The following is a 15,450-nucleotide window of genomic DNA, read 5'->3' as shown; positions in this document are numbered from 1 at the left end:
AATCAATTGCAATAGCTGACGTGAACGTCGATTAAAACGTGAGTGTGATAAACAATTGAAACATTCACAGAATCTTCTTTGTGATTCAATTCCTGTCTTAGCTTGCCAGATAAGTAAAGCCAAAATCAGACTGTCCGTAGTTTTAATTTGATCAATATTTCGCCGATGAGTAAACTCAGCCGGTGCATACAAACGATACCAGTGCCGACAAATTATCACTAAATCTTTAAAACTAACTTGTAAATGGTGGCTAAAACGCTTAAGGCAGTTCAATCAGATCAGACTCTTTTCTTTTTGATACTACAACTTGAGTCTATATTAACTAAAACGATTTAACTAGCACCACGCGTAATATAATTAAAAGTTTACACATTTTAGGAGAAAAAGATGGCCACATTTGATGAACTAGTTGAACAAATAAATGAAAATTTAGGCAAGCAAAGAGACCGAGGAACTGCTTTTGAAAAAATGGTTGTTGCTTATCTAAAAAATGAACCAGCTTATAAACAGAAATTTGAAGATGTTTGGATGCTTAATGAAGTACCTGCGAAATATGAAATTTCTAAGCGAGATACTGGTGTAGATATTGTTGCTAAGGACTATGATGGTAATTTAACAGCTGTTCAAGCAAAGTTTTATAAAGGTAAAGTAAGCAAAGCTGGGATTGATTCTTTTGTTGCTGAAACAGGTAAGACCAAGTATTCAGCCGGAATTTTAGTTTCATCTACTGATGATTGGAATCGTAATGCTAAGGCTGAATTAGAGGATACGACCAAGCCATTTAGTATTATTGGACTTAGTCAATTGCGTCATGTTCATTTTAATTGGCAAAAATTTGAATTTGCAAAAGAAAATCAAGATCTTTCCGATAGAAAGCCAAAACAGCTTAGAATGTATCAAACAACCGCTGTTGATAATTCACTTAAATATTTTGATACTCATGATCGTGGCAAGTTGATTATGGCGCCAGGAACAGGAAAGACCTTTACTAGTTTAAAGATTGCTGAAGCATTAATGCGAAAACAAAAGAAGGATAGTTTTAATGTGCTTTACCTTGTTCCAAGTATTCAGTTATTATCACAAACTTTGTTTTCCTGGAATAATGATGTTTCAAATTCTATTCATATGACTTCTTTTTCTGTTGTTTCAGATACTAAAGCTAATAAGAAAAAGAGAAAAGAAGATGATGATTTAGGAGCTAAAGATATAGGATTTGAGCCGACTACTAATGTTCAAGATTTAGTAGATCATTATAGGCTTGTAAAGGAACATAATCTTCCAAGTGATATGAGAGTAGTATTTTCAACTTATCAATCAATTAAAGTTATTGAAGATGCTCAAAAATCAGGTTATCCAGAATTTGATTTAATTATTGCTGATGAGGCCCATAGAACAACAGGTGCAAAAGCGCTTAATGAAGATAGTACATTTACTGAAGTTCACTCAAATACGAATGTTAAAGCCAAATTACGCTTATACCAAACTGCTACGCCTAAGATTTATGATCAAAATGCTAAGAATAAAGCAAAGGAAAATAGTATTGTTGTTGCCTCAATGGATGATAAATCTATTTATGGTGATGAAATCTTTAGATTAGGTTTTGGGGATGCAGTTGCTCAAGGAAATTTTAACTGATTATAAAGTTTCTGTGTTGGCTGTAAGTGAAAGCTATGTAAATAAAGACATGCAAAAGCTCATGTCTGCTGATAATCAACTGAAAGTTGATGATATTGGAAAGATTATTGGTGTTTGGAATGCCATGGTTAAGCGGGATGGTATCACTGGTGAAATCACTGGTGCACCAATGAAAAGAGCTATTGCTTTTACTGATACTATTAAACACTCTAAAACTATTTCTAATGAATTTAATCAAGTGGTTAACGACTACTTAGATTCAGATTCTGACGATAATAGTATTTCTGAAAATAGTTTTCATGTCGATGTTCACCATGTTGATGGTGGCCTAAATGCCTTAGAAAAAGAAACTCAAATTGACTGGCTAGGTAATGACGATATTCAAGAAAATCGTGCTCGAGTTCTATCTAATGTAAGATTCCTAACTGAAGGAATTGATGTACCTAATTTAGATGCGATAATTTTCTTTAGTCCTAAAAAATCGCAAGTTGATATTGTTCAAGCAGTTGGGCGAATCATGCGTAGAGCAGATGATAAAGAATATGGTTACATCATCCTTCCAATTGTGGTGGCTAATGGAGTTGATCCTAATGTTGCTCTAGATAATGACAAGAAGTATAAACAAGTTTGGCAAGTACTTAACGCTCTTCGTTCTACTGATGAACGTTTTGATGCTGAAGTTAATACTCTAGATTTGAATAAGAAAAAATCAGGAAGAATTAACTTAATCGGGGTAGATTCCTCTCCTAAAAAGTCTGTAACTGAAGAAGAAGGCAAAGACAACGAGCCAGAAAGTAAACAGCTTAGTTTCATCCCTGAAGACTGGCTTGAGATGCGTAACGCTTTCTATGGTAAAGTTGTTAAACATGTTGGTGATAGAAGATATCTAGAAGACTGGTCAAAAGATGTTGCTGATATTGCCACTATGTATGTACGTAGAATTAAAGATTTGATTGATAGCAATAAAGGTGCAAAACTAGCCTTTGATAAGTTTATTAAGTCTTTACGCTTTAACATTAATGATTCAATTAATCAAGAACAAGCGATTGAAATGCTAGCTCAGCATTTAATTACTGAGCCTGTATTCGATGCACTGTTTAGTAGTTATGACTTTGTGAGAAATAATGCTGTTTCTAAGTCAATGAATGATATTATTTCCGCTTTTAAGGTCTTTGGTTTTGCTAAAGAGCAAGAACAATTAAAACCATTCTATGAATCAGTTAAGTTACGCGCTTCAGGAATTGATAATATTCAAGGAAAACAAACTTTTATCATTCAACTTTACAATAGTTTCTTTAAGACTGCTTTCCCTCGTGTAACTGAATCTATGGGGATTGTGTTTACTCCTGTTGAGGTTGTAGACTTTATTGTTCATTCAGTTGATTGGGCTCTGAATAAGTATTTTGGTAAATCGTTAGCAAGTAAGAATGTTCATATTCTCGATCCTTTTACTGGTACTGGGACTTTTATTACTAGAACGTTGTATTACCTGAAGGAGCAAATGGATGAAGGCAAGATTACTTATGATGATATTCTGCGTAAATATACTCATGAGCTTCATGCTAATGAAATTGTTCTTTTAAGTTACTACATTGCTGCAATTAATATTGAAGCCGTCTTTGATGAAATCAACGGACCTGATAGAGGATATAAGCCTTTTGGTGGTATTGTGTTAACTGATACGTTTGAAAGTACAGAGCGAGAAGGTACGCTTGATGATGATATGTTTGGTACAAATAATGAACGATTAAAGAAACAACAGGAAGTTCCAATTACTGCAATTATTTCTAATCCGCCTTATTCTGTAGGACAGAAGAATGCTAATGATGATAATCAAAATATTAGCTATAAAGCTCTAGATAAGCGAATTGAGCAAACGTATGTGAAAGAAAGTAAGTCTAATTTAAGCAAAGGTTCATATGATACTTATATTAAAGCCATTAGATGGGCTAGTGATCGCATAAATGACCAAGGTGTTATTGGTTTTGTTACTAATGGTAGCTATTTAGACAGTAATAGCACAGATGGCTTAAGATCTGCATTGTACAAAGAGTTTAATCATCTTTATATCTTTAATTTACGTGGTAATCAGCGTACACAGGGGGAAGAATCACGTAAAGAAGGTGGAAAGATTTTTGGGTCAGGCAGTAGAGCGCCTATAGCAATTAGTATCTTAATAAAAGATAATTCAAGTATACATGAATTGTTGTATTGGGATATTGGTGATTATCTATCGAGAAAAGATAAACTAGATAAAATTAAATGTTCCTTCTCAATAGGCAATATGGATTGGGCTGTGCTAAAGCCCGATCAAAATAATGATTGGATTAATTTAAGAGATCCAAATTATCAAAAATATCCTTGTATTTCAGGTGAGAGTAATTCACCATTTTTATCTAATGCAGTAGGTATTAGTACAAATCGTGATATTTGGGTTTCTGGATTTTCTAAGAGTAAAGTTTTAAATAATTCTAAGCGGATGGTTGATAATTATAATATTGAAGTTGTAAAAGATGGTGGACAAGGTCAGAAGTCTACTATGAGGGATCCTAAGAAAATCAAATGGACTCGAGCTCTAGATAATAAATTTAAAAAAGGTGAAAAAATAACTTTTAATTCTGAAAATCTACATTTAGAAATGTATCGTCCGTTTACTAAAAAATGGTTGATGTATGATAAAAATATTGTAGAAATGCCAGGCCAATATTTAACTAAGTGGGGAAAAGAAAATTTGGTAATTTATACTACTGGAAGAAGTATAAATCGTCCCTTTTCTACATTCATAACAACTAGTGTTCCCGATATTCAATTAGAAATGAACGGGCAAGGATTTATAAAATTTAATAATCAGCCGTCAAATGAATTAATACCTAACAGAGATAACATAAATGTAGAATTTGCTAAAAAGAATGGGCTGACTAAAGAAGAAGTTATTCCCTTTATCTATGCTTTATTGAATTCACCAGATTATCAAAAATATTATGCCAATGATTTGAAGAAAGATTTAGCTCATATACCGCCAGTTTATCCTAAGAAAGACTATATTAAGGTAGGTAAAAGGTTAATAGATCTTCATCTTAATTATGAAACTGTGCCTATGTATGATAAATGTCAAATAACGTATCATGGTGAACCAGACTATAAAGTTAAAAAGATGAAATTTGCCAAAGAACGTAATGCTGAAGGAAAGTTAAAAAAGGATCGTTCAACAATTATCCTTAACGATAGTATTACTATTGAAAAGATTCCTGAAAAGGCTTATCAATATATTGTTAATGGCAAATCTGCTATTGAATGGATAATGGATCAATATCAAGTAAAAACAGACAAGAAGTCAGGGATTACCGATGATCCCAATGATTATAGTAATGATCCAAAGTATATCTTTAACTTATTACTGAGAGTCATCAATGTATCTATTCAAACCGTTGATTTGATTAATCAGTTACCACCATTAGCAATTGAAAAGTAAAGGGGGCATTTAAAGCTTATTTAAAGAAGTAACTTGCTCAAAAGTAGCACGTAGAGAAGACAATAATTTGTCTTCTTTATTTTTTTCATCATTAATTTCTTTTCTCAAAGATTCAGCCTTGGAGTTTGAATATTCGCATGCAATTCTCTTAGTGGCTTCAGGATCGGTTATTTGAGTATATTCAAAAGCATCGTTAATCGTTGATTTCATTACTTCAATTAATGAAGTTGCATCCCATCTAGTGGAATCGAATTGAGTATGAGTTTTTAATAAATATAAATTAAAGATCACAATTAATAGCTTGGCATTCCTAATGTAAGCTACTTGTTTTGATTTTTGAATATATTGCTTAAAATCTAATCCATCATCTCCTTTTTCTATTTGTTCAATTAATCTTGAAAATCCTTTTTTGGTTTGAAGGAAATTAGTTAGTTCATTGATTGTTGTGATACGCACATATTGTTTTGCTTGAAAAGAATCGACAAGGTAATTAGTTTTAACTTCTTCTTCAGTTAAATCCAGTAGTGGCAATAGAATATTTCTATCACTGTCGTTTAGCTTGCGCTTGGAGTTAGCCAAAGTTATTAGTTGGTCTACTTTGGTTAATGTTTTATATAGAGAGTTATCATTAGGATGATTTTTTTGGAAAGATTTAGAATATTGATAACTTGTTTCTTTCAAACCATTGAGAATCAACGAATAGTTAATAGTACTGATGTAATTAATTTTAAGTTTCATGAATAATGTCCTTTGCTTATTTACAAAGGACAGGTACCTGTCCCGTTTAGTTATTACTACGAGATCTCAATAGTGATTTTTTCATACAAGTTGTAAATTTTGTGATTTATTCAGAATCGTTCAAAATCTAAAGTTTGTTTTGAAATAATCACTGAATTTATTAAAAAACAAAAATAGAGGTACTTAATTTTTACTTTTAAAACGCAAAAATGATATTTTTTCGCAAATATTTGATTAGTTAGAATAAGAAATATTCCTACATAGAGTAGATATTTAAATCAAAATAGCAAAAAACCACCAGTATTCTGGTGGTTTTTTCTAGTTACTAACAAATTAACAGTTTCAAATTATTCTAAATATATCAGTTGAAGTTCAGCTGATTTCAAAACATATTAATTGTAGTTCATAGGAGGATTTTAAGATGGTAGAAAATCTTAATTCTAAGTTTCAAAAAGCTAACGCTCAAGTTAAGGACAACAGTTTGAACAACGAAGATAACTTCAAGCCAAGTACCTTTGCACCCGTACGTGAATCAAAGACTGCCCCTGTACAGTCACAATTGGACAAGGTATTACCAATGATTATCGGAAGTAGCTACCTTCTGGTGGCGGTGGAACAGCAAGAAAGTACAGATCCTAAAAATGTGGAAGTACAGATTGCATCTGTTTACACGTTGCGGGTGATTTCACGTAAGGCAAAAGCCTTCAGAGACTTGATTCAAATCAAAGTAAAAAATGCTAAGCCTATTATTGGTGAGGAAGAGTTGGATAAAGTACTGTTACAACAAGCTAAGCCAATTATTCTAAGGTTTGAGGATATTGCCCATTACGCCTACATGGGCGGTGAGGCTTTAAATGCCTCAAAAGCAGAAAGATTGGATGTTAGTGTTCAGGAGGCAATGAATCATGAATAATCACTTGGTTGAGATTGATGGTAAGTATCCATGGGGTGTCAGTCCATTAGAATTCGGCACAATTACATTGATCTGGAAGATTATGATCTTAATATGGTGGTTATTTTCTAGCTTGGCTGGCCATGGAAGCTTTACCATTAGCTTACTTGTAGCTTTTATTCCAGAAATGGTATTGGCTTTATATGAATTTCATAGAAACAATAAGTATGGTTGGATTATTGCTCCAGTTAATAACACAATGCGTACTGCCAGGTTAATTGAGGAGAGTAGACCGCTATATAGAACACTTTTTGGTTATAACAAAATTGTAAGAGCACCAATCTTTTATCTTGATAGTTGGAAAAGGGGAGCTTATTTACTTACGTTTGAACCAAATGGGTGTCCTAACGCCAATGTTGATATTCTTCTAATATTGCAACAAGAATTACCAAAGTTTGAAATTATACCAACTGGTAGTATTAGAAAACAGTACATCGTAAGAAAGAGAAGAAAAAGGGGAAAATTAGTAAGCAATGCAGACTTTTATTAATATAGATTCTTATAAAATTAATATCAGGCGCTCTACAGGAGCCCTTGTTGTTGGTAAACCTGGTTTTGGCAAGTCGGTATTAGTTTCTTGTTCTATGCTGAAATTAATGTCTATTGGAGCTTTTCCATTAATAGCTGATACTAAAAGATCTGATTTTTATGCATTAAGAAAAGTCCTAGATTCTTCTGATAATAAAAAGAAACGTGTTGCAGCAACTCCTAACCAAGTTGCCCAAATGTTAAGAGTATTAACAGAATTTATGAATGCTCGGTACGAAAATCATCAAGAGCATTGGGGTTGGGATTGGGTTGATTATAATTTGAGACCAATTGTCGTAGTGTTTGATGAATTTTCAGCTACGTTGAGTGAAGCTGATAAACCTACTGCTAATGAAATCATAAGCTACTTAAAGCAGATAATTTTTAAGGCTCGTCAAATGGGAGGAATATATCTTCTTTTAGCAAGTCAAAGACTTACAGCAGACGTGCTAGAAAGAAATATTTCTTCTGAATTTTCAACCAGAATAGGGATGCAGAATTTGGACCGAATAAGTTTAAATCTGGCCTTTCCAGGATGCGACTTGAATGAGATTCCAATTGTTGAAAATATTCCCGGCCATGGTCTGATCTATGATGATCACTTTAATACAATGATTCCGCAACCATTTATTGCACCTGACATGAGTGAAGTTGATGTACCTAAGGTAGTAAAGCACTTGAACCAAAAGTTTCAGCACAATGATTTCTTACATGAGGACTATTGGCCATGGTAGAAAAAGCAAAAAAGTTTTCCGCTAGTGAGCTGGTAAAATTGCCGACGGAGTCGGCAAAGCGAAGCGTTTTAAGCGTGAGCGACCAGCTCACACCCGCTTTAGTAATATGGGTGTAACGGAAAGATTATTAATCATGAAAACGATGAATAATATAAAAATCGACCAAATTCGTTTAAATATTCCCTATGATGAGACCAATCAAGTAGGAGATAGTCAAGGTTTACCTAAAGAAGTTATAGTTGCTGATAACCTACTACATCTAGCATGGTTGTTCAAGTCCAATACAGTGAGTCATGGACATAACGGCTATACTTCTTCATATAATTTTGGATCTGGAGAACAAGGCGGAAATATTTCCGTAATGTGGAATGAAACAAGAAAAGATATGGGAATACTTGTCGACTTTACTGCGACAGGCAAAGCGTTATATGAGAGCCTTGCGGAATTACATGGAATTACTGTTAACTGGAAGAAAATAATTGAAGAACTATATGAGAAAATGGGGCACATATCTAGAATTGATATAGCCACTGACCTTATTAATTACGGATTTTCAGTTAATAGGATTATTCAAAGGTTAAAGAATGAAGAATCATTTTTCTTGAATATTCAAGGAAATAAAATTAATTCTAATCGCTTTAAAATAATTGGAAATTATGAAGAAGCCCAGACTCTATATGTTGGAAGTAGAAAAAGCGATGCCTTTTTGAGAATTTATAATAAAAAAATTGAACAGGATCGAGCTAGTGGACTTTATAGGGATCTAGCTAGAAATTGTAACGATTGGGTAAGAGTAGAAGCAGAATTTAAACATCGTTTAGCCAAAGATCTAGGAAGATATATTGCGACATTAACAATAGACAATATTTATCCTTATTTACTTGGCTGTGTACTAGAGCGCTGGTCATTAGTCGATAAGGAAGAGTAATGGTATATGAGAAAATCCAATATTCTAAAGAATGGAAGGTTTTAAAAGAATTATCGAAAGGGCAAGGACTCGAAGAACTAAAGCAAGTTCAAATTGACGCTTCTCTCAATAGAAAAATTAATTGGTTCTTGTATGGTGGTGCTAGTGGAGTTATTTCGATGATTAAAGAAGTCTATGGTGATAGAGCATTAAAAGAGTTTTATCAATTTTTAGATTATTTTGTTTCTGATCCTGATACATGGGGGCATTATTATCATTCGGATAAGATAAATGCAGATACTAAAACTATTGCAGATGCTACACAAAATTTAGATTTCAAAGAATATTTAAAAGGTTTAAAGAAAGAATTAATTGAACAAGATAAGCAGAAAGGCAGAGATTAGGATGTTTGGTACGGAACTACTTAATGCAAGACAGGTGGCTCAAAAATTAGGTAATAGCTATACTTATTTCTTTAAAATAAGAAAAGGTGGTTGCCCATATCATCAATTGGGTAATCAAGGGCGTAAATATTATGTTTTGAAAGAAGTTCAAGATTGGCTCTTAGTAAGTAGTAGCCAACGTTAAATATAAGGCGTGGCAGATGCTACGCCTTTTTTGGAGAAAGAATATGGCGATCACACAAATTAAATCAGGAAAAAATAAGGGTAAGTATAGAGTAAGAATTCAGCCAACTGATAATGAAACCGGAAAAACAATACCTGTACCTAGTAGAGTTACTAAAACAAGTAGTAAGCGTGAAGCAAAGCAACTGGAAGAACAAATGTGGGTTGAATATCGCGCGCGTCAAGAAATTAATTTAGATGTGGTAAATCAGCCACTTTCGATAGCATTGAATAATTATGTTGAAGAAGAGAAGGCTTCGGGACGCTGGTCATCTATTACTACTTATGATAATTGGAAATATACTGGTAAACTTGTTTCTCAATATTTCGGTAAGAAAAAAGTTAAAGACATTAAGGAAAAAGATATGCGCAATTTTGCTAGAAATTACGTTAAGACCCATAGAACCAAAGTAGCCCCTCATACCACGGTAGACAGGCAGTTACAGAATTTGAGGGGATATTTTTCAACTTTGAATGATGTGGGAATTACGAGAAACCCCGTTCCAATGAAACCATTATCTAAATTCTTTAGACGTGATGAAATGAGTTTAGCTACAAAAAAGTATGTTTTTACTAGTAGTGAAATTGAAGCTCTTAAAGCAGAGATTTATAAAGAACTAGGAGTATGTAGAGTAAATTATTGGACTACCCGTATCTAATTATTAATGATGGAAAATTTAAAGTGTTTCAAATAAATGATTCATGGAGTGAGAAAGAAAAACATCTTAACGGTCATTTGAAGAGTAGACCACGTGGAGAATTTAGACTAACCCTCCCTCTTTCTGAACCACTTTTGCAGTTATTGAATAAGTTTCATTACCATCAGTTAGAATTGCTTAAAGAAAATGGTTTGGTCAATGTAAATGAAAGAATAATGTTGAATGTTTCGGATTATAGCTTGTGTTCTTTAGGGTATCCGGTTACTCAAAAAAGTATGAATGAGATGTTAAAGAAGATTTGTAAGAAAGTAAATGTTCAAAATAATAATTTGAACGTAACAATGTATACTTGTCGTCATACAGTCGCAACTAAGTTGGGTAATACGCCAGGTATGTCATATCCTTGGGCAGCAAGTAGATTAGGACATTCATTAAAGATGTTTATGCGGACTTATGTTCATGTAGATGAAGATAGAAATGAGGAAATGTTAGATTTAATTTCTAGCAATTAAGAAATATGGTAAGAATAAAATTACAAAAAATAAGTGAAAAGGAGCGTCATACTTATGAAGCCTTATATGGTGGCGTAGAGTTTAAAAAATCTTATGGTGATCATTATTTACCAACTTTATTACTTAAAGATGTTAAATATAATGGCATTGTAGTTGCTGACCATTTATGGGTTAACTATACCAAAGGGTTTAGTAGGCTAGGGCAATTAGAAGATAATGATGTAATTGTTTTTGATGGTCGTGTAATGACGTATGAAAAAGGATACTATACCGAAAAACGTCAAAGAGAATATGGACTGGGAAGACCAACTAAAATTCATTTATTAAATGAAAAAGAAAAAGCCCCTCTTCCTGATGCTCTTAAAGAAAAGAATGCTTTAGTTGGATATATTATGAAAGTAAATAAGGAATTTTATTTGGCCAATAATAGACCCTATGAAAAATGGTATGTTCAACAATATGAAAAATGGCTAGAAGAGTATACTAAGTAAAAATATTTGTAGCAAGTAACCTTGGTTTATCAGTATTATTTTTATGAATGTAAGTTATTTTGAGTAAGGACCAATATTTTTTTAATAAAAGTGCCTGAGTTATTTCTTCAGACACTTTCTTTGTTTTATTTACTGCTGATCTCACTAATATTCCTATTTAAAAGTAATCATATTGACCAACTCTAACGGTTTAAAGGCTCAGTCAATCCCGTTACATAACTCTTTAATTAGCTAAAGCCACATTACTTAATATAGTTTTATTATCACGATTATTTGTGCAACCACACTTATAGCAAATATATTTATTATAATTGCTATGCAAAGTAACCTTTTCTTGACCAGTGTTAACATAACCAAAAGTAGTACATCTTTGTGTTGATTGATATGTTTTAGTAATAACTGTTTTTTCGGATTTTCATTTAGAAAGAGCTTATTGCCCTTTCTGAATGAAGATAGATTTAAGTTTTATTTTTCCATTACTTTTTATATATGTTACATCGAAATAATTATCATTAATTTTTTCAACGTAATATAGAGTATTACCGGATCCTTGATTGTCACTGACAATATCAATTTTTGGTTTATTTATTCGTTTTAAATAAACTAAAGTTTTTTTATTAGATGTAAATTCATTTTCTCGAATTTGTGTTTGTGTGATTTTTTTAAGGTTATATTCTGTGTATATTGTTTTACAGAAAAAACTTATTAATAATAAAGAAAATAGAGCAATTATAAATATTACATATTTTTTAACCATAAGACTTACTCCTTTTTAATAAATGTATTATAATACTCTCATAAAGCAGAAAGAAGGAATGAATCATGCATATTAAGCAAATTAAATTTTCAATTAGTCTTTTTCTTTTCACATTTGTAATTTTCCTTTTTACTTTAAAAGGTTTCACTACTACTGTATTGGCTGATGAAGATACTACGGTTGAAACTGTAGCTACTTATAATTATAATAAAGTGCCTGCTGATACATTGGCTACTATAAAAGATATAGTAGCTAATGATAACACTATTAGTATGAAAGTTAAGGATGGATACTTAATTCTTACAAAAGTTTATTCCAATTCTCCAGAGTTAGAAAATAATCTATTAGAAGCTTCACTTGTACAATTACCGGGTCATTCTGCTAATGTAAAAGTAGTTAATTTTAATCTTGCTTTAGCAAAAATGGATGCAGGAAATGCGTTAGAGAACATTCCTAATGGTTCACCACTGTTTATTTATGGACAAGAAGCATATGCTGGTCAAAGAAATGGTCAACATGTATCTGTAGGTACTCATGTACATTGTAATAGATTTAATGGTAAACATTCTGATCATAAATATTGGAAACATAGTGATCCACGTTCTTGGGTAGATTTCATTGGTAGTGACTGTGATTACCATGCACCAAAATATAATTGTAATATGTATGGAAGCAATGTAAAGTGTGATGGACTTAATACTAAAGGTCACGGTGTACATAATTGTTCAAGTTGGAAATGCGTTAGAGCACATAAAAACTGGCCTAAAACTTGCTGGTATAGAAACTAGTTAAGTTTTATATATCATATATTTTTTTAAAATTATATCAAGTGATATATTGTGAAATTGATTTCCTGATGTTTTATAAATTTGCTAAATAAAAATTTATTAAATAAGTAATAAAAAATGTTTTTTTGGAAATTCTGTTCTTATAATTTTTTACTAGTTCTTATTTGATAAAGAAATAATATCATGTTTATTTGACTTTTTATGCAAGAAATTAATCTTTTACCACAATATTTACCACAGTATTCTTACATGGAGGTTGAAAATCTTCGTTATAATACAGTTTGTTAATTTAGGGTTCTCTGCTTCTAGTCAGCATATATTTATGCTCATATTTAATTAAAGCCTATCAAATCACTTCTTAAAATGTTGATTTGGTAGGTTTTTTCTTTGTTTTAAACTGGAATGAAATGGTTTGAAATATAAAGAAATAAAATGAAATTAAGTGAAACAAACACATAGAAACACACAATAAGTTTTTATTGAGTAAATTTAGTATTTTAGAGAGTGTCAAAATGGCGTAAGAGCAGGCTTTAGGCTTGATTTTTTGTGTGTTTGAGGGATATAAAAAGGATTATCTTCAGTCTCGGAGATAATCCTTTCTTTGTGTTCGAGTTTTTTTGATGTTTTATTAATTAGTCCATATCTATATTATTTGGAAAGTGGGCTAAGCGTTCATCTTCAACGCCGATTTCATTTTCGATTTCAAGCAAACGATTGTACTTTTCAACACGTTCTGAACGAGCTGGAGCACCCGACTTAAGTTCGGCAGCATTAGTAGCTACAGTGAAGTCAGCAATGAAGGTGTCACCAGTTTCACCTGAACGGTGAGAAACCATTGTAGTGAAGTTGTTCTTTCTAGCTAAACGGATAGTTTCAAGAGTTTCAGTAATAGTACCAATTTGGTTTACCTTAATCAAAACAGCGTTGCAAAGCTTATCCTTAATTGCCTTACGTACAAGCTTTGGATTAGTACATACGTTATCATCAGCAACAACTTGAATGTTCTTACCAAATCTTGCAGTAAACTTCTCAAAGTTGTTCCAGTCATTTTCATCAAATGGATCTTCAGCGGAAATAATTTCTGGGAATTCCTTCAAAAGCTTGTCGTAGTAATCAAGCATTTGATCGCCATCCCATACATGACCTTCAAAGTGGTACTTGCCATCTTCTTTGTTATAGAAGGATGAGGCAGCTGCGTCAAAAGCAATAGCAATATCTTCACCTGGTTTGTACCCGGCTTTTTCAATAGCTTCATGAAGCATCTTAAGGGCTTCTTCTGAACTCTTTAAGTTAGGAGCAAAACCACCTTCATCACCTAAGCCAGTTTCAAAGCCTGCTTCTTCAATAACTTTCTTCAAGGTATGGTAAGTATTAACAATCTTTTCAAAACCATCTCTAAAGCTAGTCTTTTTAACAGGAGTAATCATGAATTCTTGGATATCGATACCATTGTCAGCATGCTTACCACCGTTAATAACGTTATGGAAGGTTTGTGGTAATTCTAAGTCGCAACCACCAAGGTAACGATATAGTGGTTCATGTTTTGAATGGGCAGCGACACGAGCTACAGCCATTGATACACCTAAGATGGCATTAGCACCTAATTTAGCTTTGTTAGGTGTACCATCCAATTCGATCATCGTACGGTCAATTTTAGCTTGATTATAAGGACTCATACCCTTTAAAGCATCGTTAATTGCACCATTAACATTTGCGACAGCCTTGGTAACACCTTTCCCACTTAAGTGAGAGCCACCATCACGTAATTCAACTGCTTCTTTTTCACCAGTTGAAGCACCTGATGGAACTTCTGCCTTGGCAACCGTACCATCAGATAAATATGCATGAACTTCTACAGTTGGATTGCCACGAGAATCAAAAATTTCCATCGCTCTAACTTGTTCAATATAAACTGTCATAATTTTTACCTCCTAAAGCAAAAAAGAGCAAAATTAAAAATGCCTACTATCAATACACACTAATTGTGTAGGTAAATAGTAGACGTCATTAGATTTTGCTCATTTAATGGCGAACGTCATCGCCTATTCATTTGACACTTTTAGTATACCACTTTTTTAATTTTTGTAAAACTTTTTTGGGTATTACGGTAAGTGTCAATATTTTTGCGGTAGGCTATTAACCATTAGTCTGACCTTAATTTCTTAAATATTTATTTGATTTATTTTTCTGCTGAAATCGTTTAAATAGCTATGTCCTGCTGTTAAGCTTTCAATGGCGCCGTGATGAATGCCCAGATGAGCTTCATGCGTCTTTCTTAGGCTGGCACGAACCGCTCCTTTCAGTTCTTTTTGATCATCAATGTTGAGCTGCCCACCTGCAAATTCACTGCTAAGCCAGTATTCCAGCTCTTTGTTTTTAATGCAAGTCAGCACACGCAAAATACCCTCAGCGCCATTCTCTGACCAGTATTTTCCTTGTCCTTTAACGCGATAAGTATACTTGCGGTGATTGCTTTCACAGCAACCAATTGCCTTAATTACGGACAAATGACGCATCTTAAACGGCTTAATATCAACCCAGCGACGATGACGATGAAGATAGCTGCGCAGGCGCCTTAAATTCTCATGATTTTCTGGCGTATTCAGCTCATCAACCAGATTGCTTTCAATCGTGTCTAAAATCACGTCAGT

General features: G+C 33.0%; 13 protein-coding genes, 3 pseudogenes and 1 riboswitch. Of the genes and pseudogenes, 11 read left to right on the top strand and 5 right to left on the bottom strand.

All coding sequences use genetic code 11. From position 1 onward, the window contains the following. Nucleotides 1-273: pseudogene (locus BLP58_RS09750) on the bottom strand (IS982 family transposase); the annotation flags it as partial. A 114-nt stretch (nt 274-387) separates the two neighbouring features. Between BLP58_RS09750 and BLP58_RS09745 the strand changes: the two are divergent. Beyond that, nucleotides 388-5,107 (top strand): annotated as a pseudogene (locus BLP58_RS09745) (type ISP restriction/modification enzyme). A 9-nt stretch (nt 5,108-5,116) separates the two neighbouring features. On the opposite strand, the gene BLP58_RS09740 reads toward BLP58_RS09745, so the two are convergent. After that, nucleotides 5,117-5,845, bottom strand: coding sequence for a hypothetical protein (locus tag BLP58_RS09740; protein WP_013854908.1), 729 nt, complete (start codon nt 5,843-5,845; stop codon nt 5,117-5,119). 421 nt (nt 5,846-6,266) lie between these two features. On the opposite strand from BLP58_RS09740, the gene BLP58_RS09735 reads away from it, so the two are divergent. The 9 genes from BLP58_RS09735 to BLP58_RS09700 all read left to right on the top strand — a co-directional run bounded on the left by BLP58_RS09735 (nt 6,267) and on the right by BLP58_RS09700 (nt 11,254). Continuing rightward, nucleotides 6,267-6,758: a hypothetical protein gene (locus tag BLP58_RS09735; RefSeq protein ID WP_013854907.1), complete on the top strand. Its 492-nt coding sequence runs from the start codon at nt 6,267-6,269 to the stop codon at nt 6,756-6,758. Continuing rightward, entirely contained in the window at nt 6,751-7,287 is a 537-nt protein-coding gene (locus tag BLP58_RS09730; protein WP_013854906.1) for a hypothetical protein, read from the top strand. The genes BLP58_RS09735 and BLP58_RS09730 overlap by 8 nt, the downstream gene beginning before the upstream one ends. Beyond that, the gene (locus BLP58_RS09725) at nt 7,271-8,059 is read left to right on the top strand and encodes an ATP-binding protein (RefSeq protein ID WP_025084275.1); all 789 of its coding nucleotides are present in this window, start codon (nt 7,271-7,273) and stop codon (nt 8,057-8,059) included. Before BLP58_RS09730 ends, BLP58_RS09725 begins: the two co-directional genes overlap by 17 nt. A 106-nt stretch (nt 8,060-8,165) precedes the next feature. After that, entirely contained in the window at nt 8,166-8,987 is an 822-nt protein-coding gene (locus BLP58_RS09720) for a replication initiation factor domain-containing protein (RefSeq protein WP_025084274.1), read from the top strand. Next, nucleotides 8,987-9,370 (top strand): hypothetical protein, encoded by a 384-nt coding sequence (locus BLP58_RS09715; RefSeq protein ID WP_013854903.1) that lies wholly within the window; start codon nt 8,987-8,989, stop codon nt 9,368-9,370. The genes BLP58_RS09720 and BLP58_RS09715 overlap by 1 nt, the downstream gene beginning before the upstream one ends. Nucleotide 9,371: 1 nt before the next feature. Further along, nucleotides 9,372-9,554, top strand: a complete 183-nt coding sequence (locus BLP58_RS09710; protein ID WP_013854902.1) for a hypothetical protein — start codon at nt 9,372-9,374, stop codon at nt 9,552-9,554. A 43-nt stretch (nt 9,555-9,597) separates the two neighbouring features. Then, entirely contained in the window at nt 9,598-10,251 is a 654-nt protein-coding gene (locus BLP58_RS12470; RefSeq protein ID WP_034536541.1) for a hypothetical protein, read from the top strand. Nucleotides 10,252-10,394: 143 nt separating this feature from the next. Further along, nucleotides 10,395-10,763 carry a tyrosine-type recombinase/integrase gene (locus tag BLP58_RS12465; protein WP_236695770.1) on the top strand — a complete coding sequence of 123 codons (369 nt, stop codon included), beginning with the start codon at nt 10,395-10,397 and terminating at the stop codon, nt 10,761-10,763. Between the two features lie 5 nt (nt 10,764-10,768). Continuing rightward, the gene (locus BLP58_RS09700; RefSeq protein WP_013854901.1) at nt 10,769-11,254 is read left to right on the top strand and encodes a hypothetical protein; all 486 of its coding nucleotides are present in this window, start codon (nt 10,769-10,771) and stop codon (nt 11,252-11,254) included. A 430-nt stretch (nt 11,255-11,684) separates the two neighbouring features. Here the strand turns inward: BLP58_RS09700 and BLP58_RS09695 are convergent, their stop codons facing one another. After that, nucleotides 11,685-12,011: a hypothetical protein gene (locus BLP58_RS09695; protein WP_025084273.1), complete on the bottom strand. Its 327-nt coding sequence runs from the start codon at nt 12,009-12,011 to the stop codon at nt 11,685-11,687. A 65-nt stretch (nt 12,012-12,076) separates the two neighbouring features. On the opposite strand from BLP58_RS09695, the gene BLP58_RS09690 reads away from it, so the two are divergent. Beyond that, nucleotides 12,077-12,799 (top strand): hypothetical protein, encoded by a 723-nt coding sequence (locus tag BLP58_RS09690; protein ID WP_013854900.1) that lies wholly within the window; start codon nt 12,077-12,079, stop codon nt 12,797-12,799. A gap of 632 nt (nt 12,800-13,431) precedes the next feature. Here BLP58_RS09690 and eno read toward each other — a convergent pair. Both eno and BLP58_RS09680 read right to left on the bottom strand, forming a co-directional pair. Continuing rightward, nucleotides 13,432-14,718, bottom strand: a complete 1,287-nt coding sequence (eno, locus tag BLP58_RS09685; RefSeq protein WP_013854899.1) for a phosphopyruvate hydratase — start codon at nt 14,716-14,718, stop codon at nt 13,432-13,434. A 72-nt stretch (nt 14,719-14,790) separates the two neighbouring features. Then, nucleotides 14,791-14,851, bottom strand: a riboswitch (Fluoride riboswitch). 110 nt (nt 14,852-14,961) lie between these two features. Further along, nucleotides 14,962-15,450: pseudogene (locus BLP58_RS09680) on the bottom strand (ISLre2 family transposase); the annotation flags it as partial.

The sequence above is a fragment of the Lactobacillus kefiranofaciens genome (genome assembly GCF_900103655.1).
Taxonomy (GTDB): Bacteria; Bacillota; Bacilli; order Lactobacillales; family Lactobacillaceae; genus Lactobacillus; species Lactobacillus kefiranofaciens.
Note: the sequence above shows the minus strand (reverse complement) of the source record. Positions and strands in the feature narration are given on the sequence as shown.

Coding starts and splice junctions, on each gene's coding strand:
- BLP58_RS09720 (WP_025084274.1), top strand. CDS start 8,166: ATGGGTGTAACGGAAAGATTATTAATCATGAAAACGATGAATAATATA.
- eno (WP_013854899.1), bottom strand. CDS start 14,718: ATGACAGTTTATATTGAACAAGTTAGAGCGATGGAAATTTTTGATTCT.
- BLP58_RS09730 (WP_013854906.1), top strand. CDS start 6,751: ATGAATAATCACTTGGTTGAGATTGATGGTAAGTATCCATGGGGTGTC.
- BLP58_RS09735 (WP_013854907.1), top strand. CDS start 6,267: ATGGTAGAAAATCTTAATTCTAAGTTTCAAAAAGCTAACGCTCAAGTT.
- BLP58_RS12470 (WP_034536541.1), top strand. CDS start 9,598: ATGGCGATCACACAAATTAAATCAGGAAAAAATAAGGGTAAGTATAGA.
- BLP58_RS09710 (WP_013854902.1), top strand. CDS start 9,372: ATGTTTGGTACGGAACTACTTAATGCAAGACAGGTGGCTCAAAAATTA.
- BLP58_RS09700 (WP_013854901.1), top strand. CDS start 10,769: ATGGTAAGAATAAAATTACAAAAAATAAGTGAAAAGGAGCGTCATACT.
- BLP58_RS09740 (WP_013854908.1), bottom strand. CDS start 5,845: ATGAAACTTAAAATTAATTACATCAGTACTATTAACTATTCGTTGATT.
- BLP58_RS09715 (WP_013854903.1), top strand. CDS start 8,987: ATGGTATATGAGAAAATCCAATATTCTAAAGAATGGAAGGTTTTAAAA.
- BLP58_RS09725 (WP_025084275.1), top strand. CDS start 7,271: ATGCAGACTTTTATTAATATAGATTCTTATAAAATTAATATCAGGCGC.
- BLP58_RS09695 (WP_025084273.1), bottom strand. CDS start 12,011: ATGGTTAAAAAATATGTAATATTTATAATTGCTCTATTTTCTTTATTA.
- BLP58_RS09690 (WP_013854900.1), top strand. CDS start 12,077: ATGCATATTAAGCAAATTAAATTTTCAATTAGTCTTTTTCTTTTCACA.